General features: G+C 69.6%; 27 protein-coding genes. 7 read left to right on the top strand and 20 right to left on the bottom strand.

Translation table 11 applies throughout. The features are described 5' to 3' along the window. From ACV7NO_RS01825 to pyrE, 5 genes are read right to left on the bottom strand one after another with little or no spacing between them, the layout of a single operon-like run. On the bottom strand, positions 1-1065 hold the full coding sequence (locus ACV7NO_RS01825; protein ID WP_463404330.1) for an AI-2E family transporter: 1065 nt from the start codon (positions 1063-1065) through the stop codon (positions 1-3). Beyond that, positions 1062-2000, bottom strand: coding sequence for a signal peptidase I (gene lepB / locus ACV7NO_RS01820; protein WP_463404329.1), 939 nt, complete (start codon positions 1998-2000; stop codon positions 1062-1064). The genes ACV7NO_RS01825 and lepB overlap by 4 nt, the downstream gene beginning before the upstream one ends. 8 nt (positions 2001-2008) lie before the next feature. Continuing rightward, positions 2009-2413, bottom strand: coding sequence for a holo-ACP synthase (acpS, locus tag ACV7NO_RS01815; RefSeq protein WP_463404328.1), 405 nt, complete (start codon positions 2411-2413; stop codon positions 2009-2011). Beyond that, positions 2410-3138, bottom strand: a complete 729-nt coding sequence (locus ACV7NO_RS01810) for a pyridoxine 5'-phosphate synthase (protein WP_463404327.1) — start codon at positions 3136-3138, stop codon at positions 2410-2412. The genes acpS and ACV7NO_RS01810 overlap by 4 nt, the downstream gene beginning before the upstream one ends. Next, the gene (gene pyrE, locus ACV7NO_RS01805; protein WP_463404326.1) at positions 3135-3719 is read right to left on the bottom strand and encodes an orotate phosphoribosyltransferase; all 585 of its coding nucleotides are present in this window, start codon (positions 3717-3719) and stop codon (positions 3135-3137) included. Before pyrE ends, ACV7NO_RS01810 begins: the two co-directional genes overlap by 4 nt. Positions 3720-3935: 216 nt before the next feature. On the opposite strand from pyrE, the gene coxB reads away from it, so the two are divergent. From coxB to ACV7NO_RS01785, 4 genes are all read left to right on the top strand, one after another. Beyond that, on the top strand, positions 3936-5051 hold the full coding sequence (coxB, locus tag ACV7NO_RS01800; protein WP_463404325.1) for a cytochrome c oxidase subunit II: 1116 nt from the start codon (positions 3936-3938) through the stop codon (positions 5049-5051). A 1-nt stretch (position 5052) separates the two neighbouring features. Then, on the top strand, positions 5053-6735 hold the full coding sequence (gene ctaD / locus ACV7NO_RS01795; RefSeq protein WP_463404324.1) for a cytochrome c oxidase subunit I: 1683 nt from the start codon (positions 5053-5055) through the stop codon (positions 6733-6735). A 114-nt stretch (positions 6736-6849) separates the two neighbouring features. Further along, positions 6850-7593 carry a GNAT family N-acetyltransferase gene (locus ACV7NO_RS01790; protein WP_463404323.1) on the top strand — a complete coding sequence of 248 codons (744 nt, stop codon included), beginning with the start codon at positions 6850-6852 and terminating at the stop codon, positions 7591-7593. Further along, complete coding sequence (locus tag ACV7NO_RS01785) at positions 7590-8555, top strand: alpha/beta fold hydrolase (RefSeq protein WP_463404322.1); 966 nt, start codon at positions 7590-7592, stop codon at positions 8553-8555. The genes ACV7NO_RS01790 and ACV7NO_RS01785 overlap by 4 nt, the downstream gene beginning before the upstream one ends. A gap of 290 nt (positions 8556-8845) precedes the next feature. Here the strand turns inward: ACV7NO_RS01785 and ACV7NO_RS01780 are convergent, their stop codons facing one another. The 12 genes from ACV7NO_RS01780 to ACV7NO_RS01725 are packed head-to-tail and all read right to left on the bottom strand — an operon-like array spanning position 8846 to position 16877. Next, on the bottom strand, positions 8846-9715 hold the full coding sequence (locus ACV7NO_RS01780) for a class I SAM-dependent methyltransferase (RefSeq protein WP_463404321.1): 870 nt from the start codon (positions 9713-9715) through the stop codon (positions 8846-8848). A 5-nt stretch (positions 9716-9720) separates the two neighbouring features. Then, the gene (gene thrC / locus ACV7NO_RS01775) at positions 9721-11115 is read right to left on the bottom strand and encodes a threonine synthase (protein ID WP_463404320.1); all 1395 of its coding nucleotides are present in this window, start codon (positions 11113-11115) and stop codon (positions 9721-9723) included. 9 nt (positions 11116-11124) lie between these two features. Next, the gene (locus tag ACV7NO_RS01770) at positions 11125-11595 is read right to left on the bottom strand and encodes a GFA family protein (protein WP_463404319.1); all 471 of its coding nucleotides are present in this window, start codon (positions 11593-11595) and stop codon (positions 11125-11127) included. A 5-nt stretch (positions 11596-11600) separates the two neighbouring features. Then, entirely contained in the window at positions 11601-12203 is a 603-nt protein-coding gene (locus tag ACV7NO_RS01765; RefSeq protein ID WP_463404318.1) for an SURF1 family cytochrome oxidase biogenesis protein, read from the bottom strand. Further along, positions 12200-12619: a DUF983 domain-containing protein gene (locus ACV7NO_RS01760; protein WP_463404317.1), complete on the bottom strand. Its 420-nt coding sequence runs from the start codon at positions 12617-12619 to the stop codon at positions 12200-12202. Before ACV7NO_RS01760 ends, ACV7NO_RS01765 begins: the two co-directional genes overlap by 4 nt. After that, a complete protein-coding gene (locus ACV7NO_RS01755) occupies positions 12616-13527 on the bottom strand; it encodes a cytochrome c oxidase subunit 3 (RefSeq protein ID WP_463404316.1) in 912 nt (303 codons plus the stop codon). Before ACV7NO_RS01755 ends, ACV7NO_RS01760 begins: the two co-directional genes overlap by 4 nt. Before the next feature lie 43 nt (positions 13528-13570). After that, complete coding sequence (locus tag ACV7NO_RS01750) at positions 13571-14110, bottom strand: cytochrome c oxidase assembly protein (RefSeq protein ID WP_463404315.1); 540 nt, start codon at positions 14108-14110, stop codon at positions 13571-13573. Next, a complete protein-coding gene (locus ACV7NO_RS01745) occupies positions 14107-14247 on the bottom strand; it encodes a hypothetical protein (RefSeq protein WP_463404314.1) in 141 nt (46 codons plus the stop codon). The genes ACV7NO_RS01750 and ACV7NO_RS01745 overlap by 4 nt, the downstream gene beginning before the upstream one ends. Beyond that, positions 14244-15143, bottom strand: a complete 900-nt coding sequence (locus tag ACV7NO_RS01740; RefSeq protein ID WP_463404313.1) for a heme o synthase — start codon at positions 15141-15143, stop codon at positions 14244-14246. Before ACV7NO_RS01740 ends, ACV7NO_RS01745 begins: the two co-directional genes overlap by 4 nt. A gap of 56 nt (positions 15144-15199) precedes the next feature. Continuing rightward, entirely contained in the window at positions 15200-15841 is a 642-nt protein-coding gene (locus ACV7NO_RS01735; RefSeq protein ID WP_463404312.1) for a heme exporter protein CcmB, read from the bottom strand. Next, positions 15838-16437 carry a heme ABC exporter ATP-binding protein CcmA gene (gene ccmA, locus ACV7NO_RS01730; RefSeq protein ID WP_463404311.1) on the bottom strand — a complete coding sequence of 200 codons (600 nt, stop codon included), beginning with the start codon at positions 16435-16437 and terminating at the stop codon, positions 15838-15840. The genes ACV7NO_RS01735 and ccmA overlap by 4 nt, the downstream gene beginning before the upstream one ends. Continuing rightward, a complete protein-coding gene (locus tag ACV7NO_RS01725) occupies positions 16434-16877 on the bottom strand; it encodes a metallopeptidase family protein (protein WP_463404310.1) in 444 nt (147 codons plus the stop codon). The genes ccmA and ACV7NO_RS01725 overlap by 4 nt, the downstream gene beginning before the upstream one ends. 34 nt (positions 16878-16911) lie before the next feature. Here ACV7NO_RS01725 and ACV7NO_RS01720 point away from each other — a divergent pair, with 34 nt between their 5' ends. Then, complete coding sequence (locus tag ACV7NO_RS01720; protein ID WP_463404309.1) at positions 16912-17211, top strand: 4a-hydroxytetrahydrobiopterin dehydratase; 300 nt, start codon at positions 16912-16914, stop codon at positions 17209-17211. 136 nt (positions 17212-17347) lie between these two features. Here ACV7NO_RS01720 and ACV7NO_RS01715 read toward each other — a convergent pair whose 3' ends face one another. Continuing rightward, positions 17348-18151, bottom strand: a complete 804-nt coding sequence (locus tag ACV7NO_RS01715; RefSeq protein WP_463404308.1) for an SDR family oxidoreductase — start codon at positions 18149-18151, stop codon at positions 17348-17350. 49 nt (positions 18152-18200) lie between these two features. Between ACV7NO_RS01715 and ACV7NO_RS01710 the strand changes: the two genes are divergently transcribed. Then, positions 18201-18962, top strand: coding sequence for an ATP-binding cassette domain-containing protein (locus ACV7NO_RS01710; RefSeq protein ID WP_463404307.1), 762 nt, complete (start codon positions 18201-18203; stop codon positions 18960-18962). Between the two features lie 17 nt (positions 18963-18979). Continuing rightward, complete coding sequence (locus tag ACV7NO_RS01705) at positions 18980-20515, top strand: ABC transporter permease/substrate-binding protein (protein WP_463407252.1); 1536 nt, start codon at positions 18980-18982, stop codon at positions 20513-20515. A 226-nt stretch (positions 20516-20741) separates the two neighbouring features. Here the strand turns inward: ACV7NO_RS01705 and ACV7NO_RS01700 are convergent, their stop codons facing one another. Then, entirely contained in the window at positions 20742-21434 is a 693-nt protein-coding gene (locus ACV7NO_RS01700) for an RlmE family RNA methyltransferase (protein WP_463404306.1), read from the bottom strand. A 10-nt stretch (positions 21435-21444) separates the two neighbouring features. After that, positions 21445-22488 carry a Ppx/GppA phosphatase family protein gene (locus tag ACV7NO_RS01695; RefSeq protein WP_463404305.1) on the bottom strand — a complete coding sequence of 348 codons (1044 nt, stop codon included), beginning with the start codon at positions 22486-22488 and terminating at the stop codon, positions 21445-21447. Positions 22489-22650 lie beyond the last annotated feature (162 nt).

Below are 22650 nucleotides of genomic sequence, written 5' to 3'. Positions count from 1 at the left end.
TCAGGCGTCCCCGGCCTCGGCGGCTTCGGAGCGGCGCTCCATCGCGACCTTTATCATCGCGGTCATCGGATCGGCGAGCGCCAACCCCATGATGCCGAACAGCGCGCTGGCGAGGATCTGCGCGCCCAGCGTCAGCGCAGGCGGCAGGTCGACGGTCCGCCTGGCGACCATCGGGATGACGACATAGCCGTCGAAGGTCTGGACGACGACATAGGTGCCGATCGCCCACAGCCCGATGTCGTACCCCGCCGAGAAGCCGACCGCGATCATCAGTCCGCCCGAGATGAACGCGCCGATATTGGGAATGAACGCGAGCAGCCCGGTGAGGATGCCCAGGATCAGCGCCATCGGCACGCCGACGATCCACAGCACGATCGCGGTGAGCACGCCTTCGAACGCCATCCCGATCAGTCGCCCGGCGAGGAGCTTGCGCATCGTCTCGCCCATCCGGCGCAGCGTGATCGCGAATTCGCGGCGCTTGTCCTCGGGCACCATCCACTGGACGCCGCGCTCGTAGATGTTGGGCTCCATCGCAAGGAAGAGGCCGAGGACGAGGATCATGAAGAAGCTGGTCAGCGCGCCGATCGCGCTGCCGACCCATGAGGTGACACGCCCGACCGAGCTCATCGCCTGCTTCGCCAGCCCGTTCAGGTCGCTCGCGCCGGGCATCATCCCCATCGACGACAGCCACTGCGCGCCGCGCTGCACCTGCGTTTCCAGCGTCGAGCGGAGCTGGTTGGCCTGTTCCCACAGCTGGACGCCCGCCAGCCAGACGGTGCCGACGAGGAACGCGACCGTCAGCAGCACGACGATCAGCAGCCGCCAGCCGCGCCCGATCGGCAGTACCCTGCCGAGCAGCCGGACGCCGCCGTCGAGGAGCGCGGCGAAGACGAGCGCGGCGAAGATGATGAGCAGCGGCTGGATCAGCAGCACGAAGAGCGCGACGAGCGCGACCATTCCGACCCAGACGCCCGCGCGCTTGATCTCGAACCGGATCCGGGGATCGCGGACCTCGTGCGGGCTGGCGCCCTCGACGACCTGGACGTGCTCGGGCGCGGTCGTCACCTGGTGTGCTCGGGGTGGAGCGACGTGCCCGCCCGGCCGCCACGCAGCGAGGCGAACCACGTCAGCGGGTTCCATGTCGCCGAGCCGTCGACCGAGAAGGTGATGAACTCGGCGCGTCCGCCGACATTCTCCCACGGCACCGGCCCGCCCAGCCCGCGCTCGAACCCGCCGAGCGCGAACCGGCTGTCGGCGGATCGATCGCGGTTGTCGCCCATCAGGAAGACGTGGTTCGCAGGAATCGTGACGGGGCCATAGTCGTCGCCCGCGCTGTCGCCCAGCTCGACGGTGTCGTAGCGGCGACCGTTGGGCAGCGTTTCCGTCACGATCGGCAGGCGGCAGACGGTGTTGCCGTCGGTGCGCTGCACCTGCGCGCCGGGATACTGGATCGGGTCGCACGTCGCGTTGGGGTCGATCGGCACGTCGCGATAGTGCAGGGGGCCGCGGGCGACCGGCTTGCCGTTGAGGATCACGGTGCCGCCGCGCACCGCCAGCGTGTCGCCGGGCAGGCCGATGACGCGCTTGATATAATCGCTGTTCTGCCCCGGCGGGGTGACGATCACGACGTCGCCGCGCGTCGGCATCGAGCCGAAGAGGCGGCCATGGACGAACGGCACCTGCACCGACCACGTCTCCTCGGGCTGGCGCAGCACGACGCTCCTGAAGATCGCGACCGGGTTGGGGATCGTCGGCGAGACGAACGACCAGCCATAGGCGAACTTGCTGACGACCAGCCGGTCACCGACCTCGAGACCAGGCAGCATCGATTCGCTGGGGATATAGAAGGGCTTGGCGATGAAACTGTGGAAGCCGAGCACCGCGAGGATCAGCCAGAAGATGCCCTTGACCTCGCCCCACCAGTCGGTGCGGCGCTTCGTCGCGGGCTGGCTGGCGGCGGGCTGATCGGGGGTTCCGGTCAACGCAAGATCCTCGGGCATCGGCGCACTCACGCTATCGGGACCGCCTCGATGATCACGAAGGCTTGCGCCCAGGGATGATCGTCGGTCATGGTCAGGTGGATGCGGGCTGCGTGGCCTTCGGGCGTCATCGCGTCAAGCCTCGCCTGCGCGCCGCCGGTCAAGGCCAGCGTCGGCGCGCCGGAGGCGGCGTTGACGACGCTGATGTCGCGCATGAACACGCCCGCCCTGAACCCGGTTCCGACCGCCTTGGAAAACGCCTCCTTGGCGGCGAAGCGCTTGGCGAGCGTGCCCGCCCTGGTGAAGGGGCGCCGGTCGGCGCGCGCGCGCTCGGCGGCGGTGAAGACGCGCTGTTCGAAGCGCGTGCCGAACCGGTCGAGCGAGGCCTGGATCCGCTCGATGCTGCACAGGTCCGAGCCGAGGCCGAGTATCACCGCGCGGCGTCCATCGCGTCGCGCATCCGGCGGACGGCGGCGTCGAGGCCGGTGAAGATGGCCTCGCCGATGAGGAAATGGCCGATGTTGAGCTCGCGCACCTGCGGGATCGCGGCGATCGGGGCTACGTTGGCGAAGGTGAGGCCGTGGCCGGCATGGACCTCGATCCCGTTCTTCGCCGCCAGCGCGGCGGCGTCGGCGAGGCGGCGGAGTTCGGCGGCCTGCGCCTCGCCCTCCAGTTCGCAATAGCGGCCGGTGTGAAGCTCGACGACGGGAGCGCCGAGGCGGATCGCCGCCTCGACCTGGCGCGCGTCGGGCTCGATGAACAATGATACGCGGATGCGCGCCGCGCCCAGTTCGGCGACCATCGGGGCGAGGCGGTTGTGCTGTCCGGCGGCGTCGATCCCGCCCTCGGTGGTGCGCTCCTCGCGCTTTTCGGGCACGATGCACGCGGCGTGCGGGCGGTGGCGCAAGGCGATGCCGAGCATCTCGTCGGTCGCCGCCATTTCGAGGTTGAGCGGGACGGAAAGTTCGGCGGAGAGCCGCGCGATGTCGTCGTCGGTGATGTGGCGGCGATCCTCGCGCAGGTGCGCGGTGATGCCGTCGGCACCCGCCTGCGCCGCCATCAGCGCGGCGCGGACCGGATCGGGATACGCCCCGCCGCGCGCGTTGCGGACGGTGGCGACGTGATCGATGTTGACGCCCAGGCGAAAAGGGGGCGTCATGCCGCCGCCCGGCTGCCCGGCTTGATCGCAGGGATCGCGGCGAGTTCGGGGGGCAGCGCGTCGGCGGCGTAGCTCGGCACGTCGAGCCGGACGAGCGGGACGAAGGGTACGCCCAGATCGACCCCGCCGTTCGAGCGATCGACCAGCGAGGCGGCGGCGACGACGCGCCCGCCTGCAGCCTCGATCGCGGCGATCGCCTCGCGGCTCGACAGGCCGGTGGTGACGACGTCCTCCATCATCAGCACGCGCTGGCCGGGGGACAGCCGGAAGCCACGGCGTAGCTCGAAGGTGCCGGCCGGGCGCTCGACGAACATCGCCTCGACGCCGAGCGCGCGCGCCATCTCGTAGCCGACGATCACCCCGCCCATCGCGGGCGAGACGACAACGTCGATCGAGGCGCGCAGATCGGCGGGCAGGCGCGCGACGAGCGCCTCGCACAGCCGGGCGCCCCGGCGCGGGTCCATCAGGACGCGCGCGCACTGGAGATAGCGCGGGCTGCGCAACCCCGACGAGAGAATGAAATGCCCCTCCAGCAGCGCGTCCGCGGCGCGGAACTCGGCCAGTACCTCGTCTTCGGTCAATGGGAGTCCTTCGCGTCGCGTCGCCCGATCGCGCCCAGATACGAGCGGCGTCGCATGCGCGCAACATCCCCCACGCACGCAAAAATGCGTACCCGGCGCTTGAGGCGGGGGCCATGGATGGTATAGGCCGGTACAAACGGGTGATTTCCGCGATCCCGGGGCAGGGGCCCGGGGCGAGCGCGGCGCGCCGATACAAGGCAGGGGTCAAGAGGAACGATGCTGAAAACCGGTCTGAAGGGAATCGCGCTGGCGGCCGGGCTCATGCTCTCCGGCCTCGCCACCGCCGCGGCGCCCGCTGCCCCTGCGGTCGCGAACGCGGCAGCGCCTGCGCCCGTGGTCGCCAACGCAGCCTCGCCCGAACTGGCGATGGACGGCGCGCCCGCGATGACGGTCAAGCCGATGATCGGCCAGCCGACCGACGGTGCGATGTCGATCCAGGAGCAGGTGACCAAGAACGGCCAGCGCGCGCATCACTTCCACGACGTGATCCTGTTCCCGCTCATCACCGTCATCTCGCTGTTCGTCCTCGCACTGCTGATCTACGCGATGATCCGCTATCGCCGCTCGGCCAACCCGGTCGCGTCGAAGACCAGCCACAACACCTTCATCGAGATCGTGTGGACGCTGGCGCCGGTGCTGATCCTGGTCGCGATCGCGGTGCCCTCGATCGGGCTGTTGTCGGCGCAGTTCAAGCCCGCGCCCGCGGGTGCCGTTACGCTCAAGGCGATCGGCAACCAGTGGTACTGGACCTACCAGTATCCCGACCATGGCGGGTTCGAAGTGACCGCCAACATGCTGAAGGAAAAGGGCGACGTAGCTCCCGGCGAGCGCGCGCGCACCGACGCCGACGGCCCGCGCCTGCTGGCGGCGGACAACCGCATCGTGCTGCCGGTGGGCGTGCCGATCCGGCTCATCACCACCGCCGCCGACGTGATCCACAGCTGGGCGGTGCCCGCCTTCTGGATCAAGCTCGACGCGATCCCCGGCCGGCTCAACGAGACGAGCTTCACGATCGAGAAGCCGGGCCTGTATTTCGGCCAGTGTTCCGAGCTGTGCGGCGCGCGCCACGCCTTCATGCCGATCGCGGTCGAGGCGGTGCCCCCGGCCGAGTTCGCGGCGTGGGTCAAGGCCAAGGGTGGCACGATGCCGGGCAGCAAGGCGCCGTCCGCCGCGGTCATCCCGCAGCCGGGCGCCGCGGGCTCCGCGACGCAGGCCGCCGAAGGCGCCGCTGCCGCCAACACGACCGGCCCGGTCGAGAACGTGACGACCGCAGCGCCGGCGACCACGCAGGGCGCCACCAACAACCCCGCCACGGGCAACGCTGGACGCTAAGATGACCGATACCGCTCTTCACCCGTCCGACTTCGTCGCCCATGACGACGGCCACGCGCATCACCACGATGCCGATCACAAGCCCGCCTTCTTCGCGCGCTGGTTCATGTCGACGAACCACAAGGACATCGGCACGCTGTACCTGATCTTCGCGATCATCGCGGGCATCATCGGCGGCGGCATCTCCGGCCTGATGCGCGCCGAGCTCGCGCATCCCGGCATCCAGTATCTGGGCACCTGGGCATCGATGCTGCACGGTGGGCCGCAGAGCCTCGACCAGTCGCTCCACCTGTGGAACGTGCTCATCACCGCGCACGGGCTCATCATGGTGTTCTTCATGGTGATGCCCGCGATGGTCGGCGGGTTCGGCAACTGGTTCGTGCCGCTGATGATCGGCGCGCCCGACATGGCGTTCCCGCGGATGAACAACATCAGCTTCTGGCTGCTGGTGCCGTCGTTCACGCTGCTGCTGGCCTCGCCCTTCTTCGGCGGTGCGGGCAATGGCTGGACGCTGTATGCGCCGCTGTCGACCTATGGCGAGCCGGGGCCGTCGACCGACATGGCGATCCTGTCGCTCCATCTGGCGGGCGCGTCCTCGATCCTGGGCGCGATCAACTTCATCACCACGATCTTCAACATGCGCGCGCCGGGCATGACGCTGCACAAGATGCCGCTGTTCGTGTGGTCGGTGCTGGTCACCGCGTTCCTGCTGCTGCTCGCGCTGCCGGTGCTGGCCGCGGCGATCACGATGCTGCTGACCGACCGCAATTTCGGGACGACCTTCTTCGATCCCGCGGGCGGCGGCGATCCGGTGCTGTACCAGCATCTGTTCTGGTTCTTCGGCCATCCCGAAGTGTACATCATGATCCTGCCGGGCTTCGGCATCGTCAGCCACATCATCTCGACGTTCAGCCGCAAGCCCGTCTTCGGCTATCTCGGCATGGCCTATGCGATGGTCGCGATCGGCGTCGTCGGGTTCGTGGTGTGGGCGCACCACATGTTCACGACCGGCCTCAGCGTGAACACCAAGATGTACTTCACCGCCGCGACGATGGTGATCGCGGTGCCGACCGGCATCAAGATCTTCTCGTGGATCGCGACGATGTGGGGCGGATCGATGACGTACAAGACCCCGATGGTCTGGGCGATCGGGTTCATCTTCATGTTCACCGTCGGCGGCGTGACCGGCGTGGTCCTCGCCAATGGCGGCGTCGACGATTACATGCAGGACACCTACTACGTCGTCGCGCATTTCCATTACGTGCTGTCGCTAGGCGCGGTTTTCTCGCTGTTCGCGGGTTTCTACTACTGGTTCCCCAAGATGTCGGGGCGGATGTACAACGAGCTGCTCGGCCAGCTGCACTTCTGGGTGTTCTTCGTCGGCGTGAACGTGATGTTCTTCCCGATGCACTTCCTGGGGCTGCAGGGCATGCCGCGGCGTTACCCGGACTATCCCGACGCCTATGCGCACTGGAACCTGGTCGCGACGACGGGCTACATGATCATGGCGGCGGGCATGGCGATCTTCTTCGTCAACCTGATCTGGTCGCTGCTGGCGGGCAAGAAGGCGCCAGACAATCCCTGGGGCGAAGGGGCGACGACGCTGGAGTGGACGCTGTCCTCGCCGCCGCCGTACCACCAGTTCGAGACGCTGCCGGTGATCGAGGACGACACGCACCATTGATCGGCCTAGTCGGCCGGAGGACGAAACGCCCTGGCGAGAGCCGGGGCGTTTTGCGTTGCGGGGCGGTGTATGTCCTGCCAGCCGGATCGCAGACCCGGGAAAGGACCGCGGCCGATGGATGACCGGATCTGGCGTGCGGAGCAAGCCTGCACGGCGGCGTGGCCGGCGGACCGCGTCGCGCGTGTCGGGGACTGGTTCGTGCGGGTTTCGGGCGGCCCGACGCGGCGCATCAACGCGGCGAGCCCGGCGTGCCGGGGGGCCGTACTACGAGCCGGGGACCTGAAGGCGATCGACGCGATCTACGGGCGCGCCGGCCAGCCGATGATCCTGCGCCTGCCCGATTTCGTCGGCGAGACCGGCTCCGTGCTGGACGACGCCGGCTTTGCAGCCGCGGAGGGTGTCACCGCGACGCTGCACGCCGTGCTCGGCCCGGTCGACGGCGCGGCGCGTCTCACGCCCAGTGCAAACCACGCATGGCTCGCGACGCGCGCGCGGCTGGTGCCCGCGATCGCGCCGGAGGCGATGCGGGCGATGACGCGACGCATCAGGGGGCCGGTGGCGTTCGCGTCGCGCGACGTCGACGGAATCGGCGCGGCGGTGGCCTATGGCGCGATCGCGGACGGGGTACTGGTGATCGAGGCGGTCGCGACCGACCCGTCGCACCGCCGAACGGGACTGGCGCGCGATTGCGTGGCGACGTTGATGGCGTGGGCGTTCGCGCACGGTGCGCGCGACGCGTGCCTTCAGGTCGCGGCCGACAATCCGGCTGCGATCGCGCTGTATCGGGGGCTTGGCTTCGGGACGCATCTCTACGACTATCGCTACCGACGCCGAGAGGGCGCAGGAGAGGCGCAATGACCGAATTCCGCATGATCGATACGGGCGAACTGCGTCTTCGCGCCGCGGTGGAGGGCGACGGGCCGCTGGTCCTGTTCGTCCACGGCTTTCCCGAGAGCTGGTATTCGTGGCGGCACCAGCTGGGGCCGGTCGCGGCAGCGGGGTTCACCGCCTGCGCGATCGATGTGCGCGGCTATGGCGGGTCGGACAAGCCGCACGCGGTCGCAGCCTATGCGATGGAACACATCGTCGCGGATCTGGTCGGCGTCGCGGACGCGTTGTCGCCGGACGCCCCGGCGATCCTCGTCGGGCATGACTGGGGCGCGCCGATCGTATGGCACGGCGCGGTGACGCGCTCGGATCGGTTCAAGGCGGTGGCGGGGATGTCGGTCCCCTTTTCGGGGATCGCGCGGCGGCCGTTCACCGAGGTGTTCAAGGAAGCCTTCACCGATCGCGATCGCTTCTTCTACCAGGCCTATTTCCAGCCCGAGGGCGTGGCGGAATCCGAGCTGGAGGCGGACGTCCGGGGGTTCCTGCGCCGAATGTACTATGCGATCTCGGGCGATGCCCCCGAGGGCACATGGCCCGAAAAGCGGGCGGATGCGACGCTGCTCGAGGGAATGATCGATCCCGCGCCGTTTCCGGCGTGGCTGGGCGATGCCGACATCGACTATTATGTCGGCGAGTTCGAGGCGTCGGGCTTGCGCGGTCCGCTAAACCGCTATCGCAATCACGAGCGCGACTTCGCGTGGACGCGGCCCTGGGCGGAGGCGCGGATCGAGCAGCCGTGCCTGTTCATCGGCGGGACGAAAGACCCCGCGACGACGCTGTTCGGCGCGGTGACCGATCCGGTGGGGCTGATGCGGCATTTCGCACCAAAGGTGGAGGGGCATCTGCTGGAGGGCGTCGGGCACTGGACGCAACAGGAGCGGCCGGAGGCGGTGACGCGGCTGCTGGTGGAGTGGCTGGGGCGGGTGCGGTAACGGGGGCTGGTCGGTACGGCTTTTGCCTTACGCTCTCGTCGCCCCGGATCCTTCGACACGCTCAGGAAAGCCCTGATCCGGGACCACTCCTCCGCCAGCGCTTTCGATAGGGGGTCGGGCGCCGGTGTTCGCGGCATTCTGGACACCGAATCACGTCCGGGGTGACGGGTTTGGCCAAACGCGCTCGTCCTTTCTTGGTTGAGGTCGAGAAGAAGGACGGTGCTTCGACGAGCTCAGCACGAACGGGGGGAAGGGCAGCTCCGGAACGACGGGCGCGTCCGTCAGCCCCGTCAGCGGCTCCAGCGCGCCCAGATCGCGGTGGGGAGGACGAGGCCGCGGGCTTCCTCGCGGACGCCAAGTTCGCCCGCCTCGACGGTGCCGGGCAGGTCCGCAAAGGCCTGGGCGAGCATCTCGCCGATCGCGAGCGCGGACATGCGGACCGCATAGACGGTGAGGAACAGGAAGCGCGATTCGGCATCGAGCAGCTGGCGGCAGCTCGCGATCAGCTTCGGCAGATCCTCTTCCAGCCGCCAGACCTCGCCCTCGGGCCCGCGACCATATTTCGGGGGATCGAGCAGGATGCCGTCATAGCGGCGCTGGCGGCGCACCTCGCGCGCGACGAACTTGGCGGCGTCGTCGATGATCCAGCGGACCGGGGCGTCAGACATCCCGGACAGTGCGGCGTTGCCCTTGGCGGCCTCGACCGACTTCTTCGAGGCGTCGACATGGACCATCTTCGCCCCCCGCGTCGCCATCGCGAGCGTGCCGACTCCGGTATAGCCGAACAGGTTCATGCACTCGGGCGCGTCGAGGCCGGCGACGCGCTCGCGCATCCACGTCCAGACAGGGGCCATGTCGGGGAAGAAGCCCAGATGGCGGAACGGCGTGGTCTGCGCGGTGAAGGCGACCTCGTCCCATTTGAGCGTCCAGCCGTCACGGGGCGTGGGCTCGGCGAACTGCCAGCGACCGCCGCCGTCCTCGTCCGCGCCGGGGAGGAATTCGGCGGTCGCGCGCCAGTCGGTCGTCGCGGGGGCCCACAGCGCCTGCGGCTCGGGGCGGACGAAACGGAAGCGGCCATAGCGCTCGAGCTTGCGGCCATGACCCGAGTCGATTAGGCCGTAATCGGCCCAGGGCTCGCCGATAAGGGTCTTCAGGTCCATCGCGATCAGGCCCGCGGGGTCGCCCGCGCGGCGATGTAGCCGGTGACAGCGTCGAACGTCGAATCGAGCACGTCGAACCGCTCGGCGCGGTCGAACAGGTCGCCGACGCGGGGGGGGAGCGACGGGCGGACGCCTGTCGCGCGCTCGACCGCGGCGGGGAATTTGGCGGGGTGTGCGGTCGCCAGTGTGACGACCGGCACGCCCAGGTCCGCCTCGCGCGCGGCGGCCAGCGCGATCGCGGTGTGCGGGTCGATCACCTGCGCGGACGCTTCGCAGGCCCAGCGCATCGCGCCCGCCATGCCGTCACCGTCGACACGCGCGCTGGCGAAGAGCGCGGCGGCGCCCTCGCGCTGCGCATTGGTGAGCCGCATCGCGCGGGTCGATTCGAACCCCTTCATCTGCGCCGCCAGCGCCGATCCGTCGCGCGCGGCGAGATCGAACAGCAGGCGTTCGAAGTTCGAGCTGACCTGGATGTCCATCGACGGCGTCGCGGTGGCGGTGACGGTGGTGCTGGAATAGTCGCCCGACGACAGCGCGCGATGGAGGATGTCGTTGACGTTGGTCGCGACGATCAGCTTGGCGACGGGCAGCCCCATGCGCTGCGCGACATAGCCCGCGAACACGTCGCCGAAATTGCCCGTCGGCACCGCATAGGCGACCGCGCGATCGGGCGCGCCGAGGCGGACGCCAGCGTAGAAGTAATAGACAACCTGCGCCATCAGCCGCGCCCAGTTGATCGAGTTCACCGCGCTGAGCTGGAACCGCGACGAGAAGGCGGGGTCGTTGAACATCGCCTTCACTAGCGCCTGCGCGGTGTCGAAATCGCCGCGGATCGCGATGTTGTGGACGTTGGGCGACAGCACCGTCGTCATCTGCCGCCGCTGGACATCGCTGACGCGGCCCTCGGGATGGAGCATGAAGATATCGATGCCCGCGCGACCCGCCACCGCGTCGATCGCGGCGGAGCCGGTGTCGCCGCTCGTCGCGCCGACGATCGTCAGGTGGGTAGACGTCCCCGTCAGGAAGCGTTCGAACAACAGCCCGAGCAGCTGCAGCGCGACGTCCTTGAACGCGAGCGTGGGGCCATGGAACAGCTCGAGCAGCCACTGGTCGTGATCGAGCTGGACGAGCGGGACGACCGCGGCGTGACTGAACCGGCCATAGGCGGTTTCGCACAGCGCCAGGAGCTCCTCGGGCGTCAGCGTGTCGCCGACGAACGGCGCCATCACCCGCGCGGCGGTCTGCGCATAGGAGAGCCCGGCGAGGTCGGCGATCTGGTCGCGGGTTAGCGTCGGCCATGTCTCGGGGACGTAGAGCCCGCCATCGGCGGCGAGGCCCGCGAGCGTCGCACCGCGAAAGTCGAGCGTGGGGGCGGAGCCGCGGGTGCTGACATACTGCATCCGCGCGGGTTAGCGATCCGATGCGTCGGGGGCAACGCCGACGATTCGTTGCTTGAGCGCGCGGATCGCCAGACGTGGCGCCCATTCGATCGCCATCGACAAGGCACTGCGCTTCGCGGCCGTACCGCCGAATGCGTAAAAGGGCGGCTTGCGATCGTGGAAGATCTCGTGATCGAGCGTGAACCCGGCCGGGTCGAACATCCCGGCCGAAATCGCGAGATCGGGGCCGTCGACCGGGCGGTGAAAGATACTGCTGCCGCAGCGGTCGCAGAACCCCCGCTCCGCGAAGCGCGACGACCGGTGGATCCGCAACGTCTCGCCCGCGATGTGCGTCCCGGGCGGTGCCCGCAGCGACATCCACGGGCCGCTGCACCACCGGCGACACTGATCGCAGTGACAGGTGCCGACCGAGTTCACCGGCTCCGGCACCTCGACGGTGACGCCGCCGCACAGGCATCGGCCACGCATGCCGCCGGCCATCGTCGTTATCGCACGATGCGGCGGCGGACCGCGAGGACGTAGATCATCGCGGCGACGAGCGCGAAGAAGAACCACTGCATCGCATAGGCGAAGTGGTTGTTGGGGACCGCGGACACGTCCGGCCGGGCGTTCGCGGCGAGGCCGGGCGCGGGGGCGTCGGAGACGAGCAGCATCGCCCGTGGGGTGTCGTCGAACAGCCCGGCGATCAGCGGGCGCGCATCGGGGGCGTGGCTGACATAGCCCGACACCTTGCCGCCGCGCCACGCGACCGTGGCCTTGGGATCGCGTGTGGTGCCGAGCTGGACCTTGAAGCCCGGCCCTTCGGCGCCGGTGCGGCAGCTGGCGATCATCCGGTAGCCGGCCGAGCCCGCACCGGCGCGGTCGATCGAGACGGGCTGGAGGCAGAAGGCCGACGCGCGGCGGAACAGCAGCGTGTCGTCGGGGAAGCGCGGGAACGCGATCGCGGGCTTGGCCGGGTTGGCGGCGAGCTGCGCGAGATACGCTTCCTTCTGCGGCAGCCGGTCGAGCAATTGCCAAAGGCCGAGCCCGATCATCGCGGCGACCGCGAGCGCGACGACGATCGTGGGGACGAGCGGCCAGCGCCTCATGGCAACGGATCCTTCACGCGCCCCTCACGCGCGGCGTTGCGATATTCGAGCGCGATCAGCCAGCCCTTGGCGACGCGCAGCGACAGCACCACGCCGAGTGCGGTGAACGGTGTCCAGATCAGCATGTGGAGCCAGAGCGGCGGGTGAAGCGTCAGCTCCAGCGTGATCGCGAGGATGACGACGATCGCGCCGAGCACGAGCGTGAGGAAGGCGGCGGGGCCGTCCCCGACGTTGAAGCTGGCGAAATCCAGTGCGCAGGAAGAGCAGCGATCGGCGAACTGAATATAGCTGCGGAACAGCGTCCTAGCACCGCAGCGCGGGCATTGCCCATGGAGCCCGCAATCGAGCGGGCGCGGCGGCGGGTTGGACGTTGGCGGGCGCGGCTCCGCCGAGGGGGCCGCGCCCTCGATCGTCATCCGGCGTGGATGGGCGCGCCCCAGCCGCCCCAGACATAGATGGTGACGAACAGGAACAGCCACACCACGTCGACGAAGTGCCAATACCAGGCGGCGGCCTCGAACCCGAAATGCTGGCGCGGGGTGAAGTCGCCCTTGTACGCGCGGATCAGGCAGACGATCAGGAAGATCGTGCCGATCAGGACGTGGACGCCGTGGAACCCGGTCGCCATGAAGAACGACGCGCCGTAGTTCAGCCCCTTGAACGGGAAGGGCGCATGCGCATACTCGTACGCCTGGATGCAGCTGAAGATCGCGCCGAGCACGATCGTGAGCCAAAGCCCCTTCAACACGCCGTCGCGGTTGCCGACGCCGAGCAGACCCCATGCACCGGTCTTCTCGCCGCCGCGCTGGCCGTGGATCAGCGCGTGGTGCGCCCAGGTGACGGTGGTGCCCGACAGCAGCAGGATCAGCGTGTTGAGCAGCGGGAACTCGAACGCGTTGATGACCTCGAGCCCCTTGGGCGGCCACTGCGCGGCGATCGCGGTCGCGCCCTCGGCGGCGCGTTCGACCTGGCCGTCGACGAAAGACATCGCGGTGGGGAAGAGCGAGAAATCGAAGAACGCCCAGAACCAGCCGACGAAGAACATCACCTCGGACGCGATGAACAGGATCATCCCGTAGCGGAAATGGAGCTGGACGACGGGTGTGTGATCGCCCGCATGCGCCTCGCGGATCACCTGGTGCCACCAGCCGTACATCGTGAAGAGCACCGCGGCGAACCCGGCGAGCAGGATCCACCCGCCGTGCGCGGCCTCGTGCATGTACATCACGCCGCCGACCGCCATCACGAACGCCGACAGCGCACCGATCAGCGGCCACGGGCTGGGCGGCAGGATGTGATAGTCGTGGTTTACGGCGCCTGCCATCTCTCGTCCCCGTTCGTCTCGTCAGTCTTCTTGTCGCGCGACCCTAGCTCGACGTCTTCGCGGAATCCACCGGGTAAAACGTATAGCTGAGCGTGATCGTCTTCACGTCGCGCGCGTCCGGATCGTCCATGATCTTCGGGTCGACGTAGAAGATGACGGGCATCCGCACCGTCTCGCCGGGTTTCAGCGTCTGTTGCGTGAAGCAGAAGCACTGGATCTTGGTGAAATACTTGCCCGCCTGCGCCGGCGTGACGTTGTAGGTCGCGGTGCCGGTGATTTCGCGGGGCGAGCGGTTGGTGGCGGTGAAGAACGCCATGTCGCGCGCGCCGATCGCAACCGTGTCCTGCTCCGTCTCGGGCACGAAGCGCCATGGCAGTTTCGCGTTCACGTTGGCGTCGAACGCGACGGTGATCCTGCCGTCGACCGCGCCCGGGGCGACCAGCCCGCGCTGCGTCGTGCCGTTCAGCCCAGTCGCCTGGCAGAAGAGGCGATAGAGCGGGACGCTGGCCCAGGCGAGCCCGGTCATGAAGCAGATGCCCAGCACCGCAAGCAACGCGGTGCGCGTGGTGCGGGCCATCCTCATCCGTGCGGCATCCCCGCGCGGATCTTGGCGATCGTGATCGCGAAGACGAGGACCACGAGCGCGCCGAGCAGCAACGCCATCACCAGGGCGCGCGCATGCTGGCGCTTGCGGATCACCTGTCGTTCGTCGGGAGTCATGCCATCCACCTGTCGATCACGAGCGCGCCGAAGACGGCGAAGAGATAGAGGATCGAATAGGCGAACAGACGCTTCTCCGGCTTCATCGCGTCGTCCGGCGCCTGCGTGCGGGTCGCGACCCGGAGCGCGAGGAGCGCGAACGCCGCGGTCAGCAGCGTCGCCGCGACGCCGTAGATCGCGCCCGTCAGCCCCAGCGGCCACGGCGCGACCGCGACGATCGCCATAGGGATGGTGTAGAGCCCGATCTGCCGCCGCGTCACCCGCTCGCCCGCAACGACGGGGAGCATCGGCACGCCGGCATTGGCGTAATCGGTCTTCACGAACAGCGCGAGCGCCCAGAAATGCGGTGGCGTCCACAGGAAGACGAGGCTGAACAGCAGCACCGGCAGCAGCGCGACGTCGCCCGTCGCCGCCGCCCAGCCGATCAGCGGCGGAAACGCGCCCGCCGCCCCGCCGATGACGATGTTCTGCGGCGTGCGCCGCTTGAGCCAGACGGTGTAGATCAGCACGTAGAACAGGATCGAGACGAGCAGGATCGACGCCGCCGCCAAGTTCACCGCCAGCCCCATCAGGATCACCGAAAAGACCGAAAGCCCGACCCCGAAGTGAAGCGCGGACTGCCGCTCCATCCGGCCCGCGGGCAGCGGGCGCCCGGCGGTGCGCTTCATCACCGCGTCGATGTCCGATTCATACCATTGGTTGAGCGCGCCCGCCGCGCCCGCGCCGAGCGCGATGCACAGGATCGCGGTGAAGCCGAGGACCGGGTGAATGGCCTCAGGCGCGGCGAGCATCCCGCACAGGCCGGTGAAGACGACGAGCGTCATCACCCGGGGCTTCGTCAGCGCCAGGAAATCGCGCCAGTCGGCGGGCGGCAGGAGGGGCGTCGCGGTGGACATGTCGGGCGGGCTATAGGCCGCGGAACGGACGGGGAAAAGGGCGATCGCGCGATCGCTCAATCCATCGCCGCGCGCACCGCCATCGCGGCGACGAACGGTGCGCCCGCCACGAGAAGCAGGCTGATCGCGGAGAGCAGCTTGAGTGCGCCCATGCCGCCCTCGATCGCGCCCGCACCGAAGATCAGCAGCGGCACCGCGAGCGGCAGCATCACCAACCCCGCGACCGCGCCGCCGCCGCGCGCGCCTGCGACCAGCGCGCCGGTCGCCACCGCCAGCGCGGCGAGACCCGGCGTGCCGATCGCGAGACCCGCCTCGACCACTGCGAGCGTCGCGCCGTCGATGCCCAGCAGTGCGGCGGCGGCGATCGCGGCGAGCATCAGCGGCGGCGCGAAGGCGAGCCAGTGCGCGAGCGTCTTGGCCGCCATCACCGCGGCGAGCGACAGGCCGTGCGTCGCGAACTGGTCGATCGCGCCCGACTCGAGATCGGGCGCGACGAGCCGCTCGACCGGCATCAGCGCGGCGAGCAGCGCCGCGGCCCAGATCACGCCGCCGCCGGCGCGGGCGAGCAGCGCGGCGTCGGGGCCGATCGCGAAGGGGAAGAGCGTCGCGACGAGGAGGAAGAACACGATCGTCAAGGTCGCGCCGCCGCCGGCATAGCCGCGCCGCACGTCGCGCGCGATCAGTGTCCAAAGCCTCACAACGCCACCTCGAGCGCATCGGAGAGCGCGATCGGCTGGTGCGTCGCGACGACGACGATGCCGCCCGCGCGGCGATGCTCCGCGATCAGCGCCTCTAGCGTCGTCACCGCCGCCGCGTCGAGCCCGTTGGCGGGTTCGTCGAGCAGCCAGACGCGCGCCTGCGTCGCAACGATGCGCGCGAGTGTCGCGCGGTGGCGCTGGCCGGTCGAGAGCAGCCGCACCGGGATGGTCGCGAGCGGGGTGAGCCCGGTCGCCGCCAGTGCGGCGTCGACACGCACCGCGGCCGCGCCGCCGCGATCGAGCGACGCCCAGAACAGCAGCGCGTCGCGCAGGCGCCGCTCCGCGTCGAGCGCGTGCGCCTCCGCCATCAGCGCGCGCGGCATCGGCCAGTGCGTCGCCGGGTCATCGACCAGCGCCACCGTCCCGTTAGCGCGGAGAAGGCCGGCGAGCAGGCGCAGCAGCGACGACTTGCCCGCGCCGTTCGCGCCCGTCACCCGCGCGGCATCGCCGGGGGCGAGGCGGAACGACAGGTCCGAGAACAGCGTCCGCCCGCCGCGCGTGCACGTCAGGGATCTGGCGATCAGCCCCGGCGTCACGCGTCGCCCACGCCGACCGCATCTTCCAGCGCGTGCATGTCGGCGTCGCTCAGCCCGAAATGATGCCCGATCTCGTGAATCGTGACGTGCGCGACGAGATCGTCGAGCCGGACCCCCGTCTCGCACCATTCGGCAAGGATCGGCTGGCGATAGAGGTGGATCCGGTCTGGTAGCGCGACCGCGTCGAACGCCGATTTCTCGCCGACCGGGCGGCCGTGGTAAAGCCCGGTCAGGTCGAGCGGGTGATCGATGCCCAGATCGGCGAGCGTCTCGTCGTCGGCGACTTCCTCGATCAGCAGCACGACGTCGCCCAGATGCGCGGCGAACGGCGCGGGCAGCTTCGCGATCGTCGCGCGCGCGATCGCCTCGATCGCGTCCGCGGAGGGGGCTTCGCCTGCCAATGCTCCGATTGTCGCTTGCTCGCTCATCGTCACCGCCATACCGATTGACAGAGCGGCGGCAAAGGGAAGAGCCATGGCGACGATCGAGCAGCTGAACGAGACCGAGCGCGCCGAGGCGCTCGATGGCCTGCCAGACTGGGACTACGACGATGCGCGCGACGCGATCACGCGATCGATCGTGTTCAGCGACTTCGCCGAGGCGTTCGGGTTCATGACGCAGGTCGCGCTGATCGCGGAGAAGGCGGATCACCACCCCGAGTGGACCAATGTATGGAATCGCGTGGAGATTACGTTGACCACGCACGACGCAGGCGGGCTGAGCCACCGCGACGTCGAACTGGCCGAGGCGATCGATTCGATCCTGGACGGGTGAGCCCACGACCCGCTCATCCTGAGGAGGCATTGAGCGAATTAGAAATGCCGTCTCGAAGGACGTCCCGGGGCGTGTCCTTCGAGACGAGTCTTCGGCTTCGCTCCGCCTCTCCTCAGGATGAGCGGACAGTTCTAATTCACCGCCCCCGTGCGAACGCGGCGTCGCGCATCCGCTTGCCCAGCCGTGCGGGCATCCAGCGTGCGGCGAACGCGAGTTTGCGCGCGGTGGGCCCGACGAGGGTGTGGAGCCGCTTGCCGTGGACCGCATCCCACGCCGCCTGCGCGACCGCCTCGACGGGGGTGAACTCCAGCCCCGCCTCCGCGACGTTGTCGCGCGCGGTGCGGTTCGAGCCTGGCATCGCGAAATCGAGCAGCGGGGTGTCGATGAAGCCGGGCATCAGGTCACGCACCGTGATACCGTCGGGCGCCCATTCGGCGTCGAGCGCCTCGGTCAGCGCGCGCACCGCGAACTTGGTCGCGGAATAGGTGGCGAGCCCGGCCGAGCCGTAGATCGCCGAGGCGGAGGCGGTGTTGAGCAGGCACGCCGCGCCCTCGCGCTCGCGCGTCGCCTTCAGGTGACTGTGCGCGAACAGCGCGCCATAGGCGACGCCGCGGAAATTGACGTCGATGACGCGGTCGAGCGTCGCGGGGTCCATCTCCGCGAACGGGCCGCCGCTGGCGATCCCGGCATTGTTGAACAGCACGTCGAGCCGCCCGCCGCTCGCCGCGACGAAATCCGAAAGCGTACGGACCCAGTCGTTCCGGTCGCGCACGTCCATTGCGTGCGTCGTGGTGCGCTCCGCGGGCAAGGTCGCGGCGGTGGCTGCCAGTCCGGCGGCGTTGATGTCGGCGAGCCCGACGCGCCAGCCCTTGGCGGAGAACAGCGTCGCGGTCGCGCGGCCGATGCCCGAACCGCCGCCGGTGACCAGAATCGCCTTCATCCCATTCTCCCCTTTGACTTTCCGCCAGCATCACCCATCCTGCCGCCGGATGCCAGAGTTCGCTCCCGCAGTCGCCTTCGAGGGCGTGACGAAGCGGTTCGGCGGCGTCGCGGCGGTCGACGGCGTGCGTGTCGCGATCGCGGGCGGCACGTTCGTCGCGCTGGTCGGTGCCTCTGGATCGGGCAAGTCGACGCTGATGAAGATGGTCAACCGGCTGGTCGACGCCGATGCGGGGCGGGTGACGATCGATGGCGCCGACGTGGCGGATGGGCCGGCGCCGGTGCTTCGGCGGCGCATCGGCTATGTGTTCCAGGGTGTCGGACTGTTCCCGCATATGAGCGTGGCGGAGAATATCGCGGTGCCGTTGCGGCTGGCGGGGCAAGCCGATCCGGCACGGGTGCGCGCGATGCTCGATCTGGTCGCGCTGCCCGCCGCGATGGCGACGCGGATGCCGGGTGAACTGTCGGGCGGGCAGCGGCAGCGCGTCGGCGTCGCGCGTGCGCTGGTGACGCGGCCGCGACTGTTGCTGATGGACGAGCCGTTCGGCGCGCTCGATCCGGTGACGCGCGACGATCTCGGGCAGGCGATCCGCGACCTGCACCGCGATCTGGCCCTCACGACGATCATAGTGACGCACGACATGAGCGAGGCGCTGCTGCTCGCGGACCGCGTTCTGGTGATGGCCGAGGGCCGTGTCGTTGCGGACGAGGCGCCGCGCGCGCTGCTGGCCGGCGCGGGGGGCGAGGCGGCGCAGGCGCTGGTCGCGGTGCCGCGCGAGCAGGCACGGCGGATCGCGGGGCTGGAGGCGTGAGCGCGTTCTGGAGTGCGATGGGGCGGGTGCCCGACCTGCTGGCACAGCATCTGCTGCTCGCCGCGTCGGCACTGCTGCTGGGGATCGCGATCGCGGTGCCGCTGGCGATCTGGTCGGCGCGGCGGCCGGGCGTCGCGCGCGTGACGCTGGGATTCGCGAGCCTCGTGCAAACCGTGCCCAGTCTCGCGCTGCTGGCGCTGTTCTATCCGGTGTTGCTGTGGCTGTCGGCGCTGGTCGGGGGCGGGATCCCGGCGCTGGGGTTCCTGCCGTCGCTGATCGCGCTGACGCTGTACGCGCTGCTGCCGATCATCCGCAACATCGTGACCGGGCTGGCGGGGTTGGACCCGGCGGTGATCGAGGCGGCGGACGGGGTGGGGATGACGCCGGGGCAGAAGCTGCGGCTCGTCGAGGCGCCGTTGGTGCTGCCGGTCGCGATGGCGGGGATCCGCACCGCGGCAGTGTGGACGATCGGCGCGGCGACGCTGTCGACCACCGTCGGGCAACCGAGCCTGGGCGACCTGATCTTCGCGGGGTTGCAGACGCAGGCCTGGGCACTGGTGCTCGCCGGATGCGTCGCGGCGGCGGGGCTGGCGCTCGCGGTGGATGCGCTGCTCGGCCTGGCGGAGCGGGGGCTGGCGACGCGGCGGCGGTGGATGTGGGGTGGGGCGCTGGGCGTGCTGGCGGCGGGGGTGCTCGCCGCGACCGCGCCGCTCTGGCCCCAAATCATCGGGCGCGGGGGCGGGGACCGGAGCGTCGTCGTGGGCGCGAAGAACTTTTCCGAGCAATATATCCTGGCACGTCTGATCGGGCATCGGCTGGAGCGGGCGGGATATCGGGTGACGTATCGTGACGGGCTGGGCTCCGCGGTGGCGTTCGGCGCGGTCGCCGACGGGACGATCGACGTCTATGTCGACTATGCGGGGACGATCTGGAGCGGCGCGATGGGGCGTAGCGACGTGCCGCCGCGTGCCGCCCAGGTGGCCGGGATCGCACGCTGGGCGAAAGCCGAACACGGCGTGGGGCTGCCGGGTAGCCTCGGGTTCGAGAATGCCTATGCGTTCGCGATGCGCGGGGCGGATGCACGGCGGCGAGGGATCGCGTCGCTCGCCGATCTGGTGCCCGCGAGCCGGTCGCTGGTGTTCGGAAGTGATCTCGAGTTTCTCGATCGCCCCGAATGGGCGGCGGTGCGGCGCGCCTATCCGCTGCGCTTCAAGGCGACGACGCCGTACAGCCCGACGTTCATGTACCGCGCGCTGGCGAGCGGGCGGGCGGACGTGATCTCCGCCTTCTCGTCGGACGGGCGGATCGCGGCGGACCGGCTGGTGGTGCTGACCGATCCGAAGCGCGCGATCCCGGGCTACGACGCGATCCTGCTGACCGCGCCGCGGCGTGCGGGGGATGCGGCGTTCCAGGCGGTGCTGCGGCCGCTGGTGGGGCGGGTGCCCGTGGAGGCGATGCGGACCGCGAACTACATGGTGGACCGGGATGCGGGGAAGGCGACGCCGGATGCCGCGGCGGACTGGCTGGAGCGTAAGGTGGGGTTGGCGCGGTGATGTGGGATATCCATCACCGGATTTGCCTTGGGTCGGAGACGCGGGGCCCCGGATCAAGTCCGGGGTGACGGTGTGTGTCTGGTTCGGTCCCCAACCTCCGTTTGCACTGAGCTTGTCGAAGTGCCGTTCTTCTCGGGGGGCTGGCGCTGTGTGAGCTGACGGCGGTGTCGCGGATCCATGACTCGGGAGATGTATCCGGGATCAAGTCCGGGATGACGGGAAAGGTCTAGGTGCTCTCTTCCTCGTCACCCGTCGCCGCGCGGCCCTTGAAGCCTTGGGCGACGACGTACCATTCGGACGAGCCCTTGCGGCTCGCCGGGGGTTTGGCGTGCTTCACGGTGGCGAAGTTGCGCTTCATCTCGGCGACGAGCGCCGAATCGGCGCCGCCCGCGAAGACCTTGGCGACGAAATCGCCGCCGGGCTTCAGCACGTCGCACGCGAAGGCGAGCCCGGTCTCGACCAGCGCCATCGTGCGTAGCGCGTCGGTCTGCGGGTGGCCGACGGTGTTGGCGGCCATGTCCGACATGACGAGGTCGGGCGCGCCGCCCAGCGCCTCGATCAGCGCATCGGGCGCGCGATCGTCCATGAAATCCATCTGGAAGATCGTGACGCCGTCGATCGGATCGACCGGCAGCAGATCGATTCCGACGATCGCCGCGCCCGGGATCTGGCGGCGGACCACCTGGGCCCATCCGCCCGGCGCGATGCCCAGATCGACGACGCGCTTCTTGCCGCGCAGGATCGTGAAGCGCTCGTCGAGCTCGGTCAGCTTGTAGGCGGCGCGGCTGCGGAAGCCTTCGGCGCGCGCCTTCTTCACATAGGGGTCGTTCAGCTGGCGCTCGAGCCAGCGCGTCGACTGCGCGGTGCGCCCGCGCGCGGTCTTCACCCGCGTCCGGCCCTGCGATCCACCCCTGCTCATGCGTTTGCGCTCACGGTCTTGCCGCGCCCATCAGGCGACGGAGGATGCCTTCGCGGATACCGCGATCGGCGATGCCCAGCCGCTCGGCGGGCCAGATGTCGAGGATCGACTCGAGGATCGCACATCCCGCGACGACGAGGTCGGCGCGCTCCGCGCCGATGCACGGCAGCGTCGCGCGCTCCGCGACGCTCATCCGCGAAAGGCTCTGGCTGATCGCACGCATCGCGTCCGCGGGGGCGATCAGCCCGTCGACCGCGGCGCGATCGTAATGGCTGAGCCCCAGATGGACGCTGGCGAGCGTCGTCACGGTGCCGCTGGTGCCCAGCAGCCGCGGATGCGCGACCGCATCGGGAAGGCGCGAGGCGAACGGCGCAAAGCTGTCGTCGACCAGCGCGCGCATCCGCGCATAGGTGGCGGCGCGTGCGCATGCGTCGTCGGCGCGGGAGCCGCCCGCGGTCTCGGTCAGCGAGACGACGCCCCACGGCGCGCTGTGCCAGTCGAGTACGGTCGGCACCGTGCTGGTCGTGTCGATCAGGACGAGCTCGGTCGATCCGCCGCCGATGTCGAAGACGAGCGCGGGGCCGTTGCCGGGCTCGATCAGGACATGGCAGCCGAGCACCGCGAGCCGCGCCTCCTCCTCCGCGGAGATGACGTCGAGGAAGATGCCCGTCTCGGCATGCGCGCGCGCGATGAACTCCGCGCCGTTCGAGGCACGGCGGCACGCCTCGGTCGCGACCGAGCGCGCGAGCGCGACGTTGCGGCGCTTGAGCTTGTCGGCGCAGACGCGCAGCGCGGCGATCGTGCGATCGACCGCGGCGTCGCTGAGCCGCCCGGTCGCCGCCAGCCCCTCGCCGAGCCGGACGATCCGCGAGAAGGCGTCGATCACCGCGAAGCCGTCGCCCTGCGGCCGCGCGATCAGCAGGCGGCAGTTGTTGGTGCCGAGATCGAGCGCGGCATAATGGCGCGCGAACCCGCGCGCCGGGCGTGCCGGGGGCTGGGTCGCCGCATGGGTATGGGCCGGTCGACCGGGAGGCGTTCCCGGACGGTACGGCATGTCGGTGGACCTGTCCCCCACAGCCGTCACTTTCATCTTCGAGGTCTTTCCGTCACGGGCGGGCCCGCTCGGTGTCTGGTGGCGAAGGTAGCGCGATGTCGCGGCGGCGACAAGATTTTGTCGCACCGACGCTGCGCGAATCGGCTTGACCCATGGTTTTCC

It is taken from the genome of Sphingomonas sp. Ell38C01, from assembly GCF_055231975.1.
Note: the sequence above shows the minus strand (reverse complement) of the source record. Positions and strands in the feature narration are given on the sequence as shown.

Excerpts from the sequence above, each read along its gene's own strand:
- ACV7NO_RS01785 (WP_463404322.1), top strand. The coding sequence starts at position 7,590 with ATGACCGAATTCCGCATGATCGATACGGGCGAACTGCGTCTTCGCGCC.
- ACV7NO_RS01705 (WP_463407252.1), top strand. The coding sequence starts at position 18,980 with ATGGGGCGGGTGCCCGACCTGCTGGCACAGCATCTGCTGCTCGCCGCG.
- ACV7NO_RS01700 (WP_463404306.1), bottom strand. The coding sequence starts at position 21,434 with ATGAGCAGGGGTGGATCGCAGGGCCGGACGCGGGTGAAGACCGCGCGC.
- ACV7NO_RS01695 (WP_463404305.1), bottom strand. The coding sequence starts at position 22,488 with ATGCCGTACCGTCCGGGAACGCCTCCCGGTCGACCGGCCCATACCCAT.
- ACV7NO_RS01755 (WP_463404316.1), bottom strand. The coding sequence starts at position 13,527 with ATGGCAGGCGCCGTAAACCACGACTATCACATCCTGCCGCCCAGCCCG.
- lepB (WP_463404329.1), bottom strand. The coding sequence starts at position 2,000 with ATGCCCGAGGATCTTGCGTTGACCGGAACCCCCGATCAGCCCGCCGCC.
- ACV7NO_RS01760 (WP_463404317.1), bottom strand. The coding sequence starts at position 12,619 with ATGACGATCGAGGGCGCGGCCCCCTCGGCGGAGCCGCGCCCGCCAACG.
- ACV7NO_RS01810 (WP_463404327.1), bottom strand. The coding sequence starts at position 3,138 with ATGACGCCCCCTTTTCGCCTGGGCGTCAACATCGATCACGTCGCCACC.
- ACV7NO_RS01750 (WP_463404315.1), bottom strand. The coding sequence starts at position 14,110 with ATGAGGATGGCCCGCACCACGCGCACCGCGTTGCTTGCGGTGCTGGGC.
- thrC (WP_463404320.1), bottom strand. The coding sequence starts at position 11,115 with ATGCAGTATGTCAGCACCCGCGGCTCCGCCCCCACGCTCGACTTTCGC.
- ACV7NO_RS01710 (WP_463404307.1), top strand. The coding sequence starts at position 18,201 with ATGCCAGAGTTCGCTCCCGCAGTCGCCTTCGAGGGCGTGACGAAGCGG.
- ACV7NO_RS01725 (WP_463404310.1), bottom strand. The coding sequence starts at position 16,877 with ATGGCGGTGACGATGAGCGAGCAAGCGACAATCGGAGCATTGGCAGGC.
- ACV7NO_RS01715 (WP_463404308.1), bottom strand. The coding sequence starts at position 18,151 with ATGAAGGCGATTCTGGTCACCGGCGGCGGTTCGGGCATCGGCCGCGCG.
- ACV7NO_RS01780 (WP_463404321.1), bottom strand. The coding sequence starts at position 9,715 with ATGGACCTGAAGACCCTTATCGGCGAGCCCTGGGCCGATTACGGCCTA.
- ACV7NO_RS01770 (WP_463404319.1), bottom strand. The coding sequence starts at position 11,595 with ATGGCCGGCGGCATGCGTGGCCGATGCCTGTGCGGCGGCGTCACCGTC.
- ctaD (WP_463404324.1), top strand. The coding sequence starts at position 5,053 with ATGACCGATACCGCTCTTCACCCGTCCGACTTCGTCGCCCATGACGAC.
- coxB (WP_463404325.1), top strand. The coding sequence starts at position 3,936 with ATGCTGAAAACCGGTCTGAAGGGAATCGCGCTGGCGGCCGGGCTCATG.
- ACV7NO_RS01790 (WP_463404323.1), top strand. The coding sequence starts at position 6,850 with ATGGATGACCGGATCTGGCGTGCGGAGCAAGCCTGCACGGCGGCGTGG.
- ACV7NO_RS01720 (WP_463404309.1), top strand. The coding sequence starts at position 16,912 with ATGGCGACGATCGAGCAGCTGAACGAGACCGAGCGCGCCGAGGCGCTC.
- ACV7NO_RS01740 (WP_463404313.1), bottom strand. The coding sequence starts at position 15,143 with ATGTCCACCGCGACGCCCCTCCTGCCGCCCGCCGACTGGCGCGATTTC.
- ACV7NO_RS01745 (WP_463404314.1), bottom strand. The coding sequence starts at position 14,247 with ATGACTCCCGACGAACGACAGGTGATCCGCAAGCGCCAGCATGCGCGC.
- ACV7NO_RS01765 (WP_463404318.1), bottom strand. The coding sequence starts at position 12,203 with ATGAGGCGCTGGCCGCTCGTCCCCACGATCGTCGTCGCGCTCGCGGTC.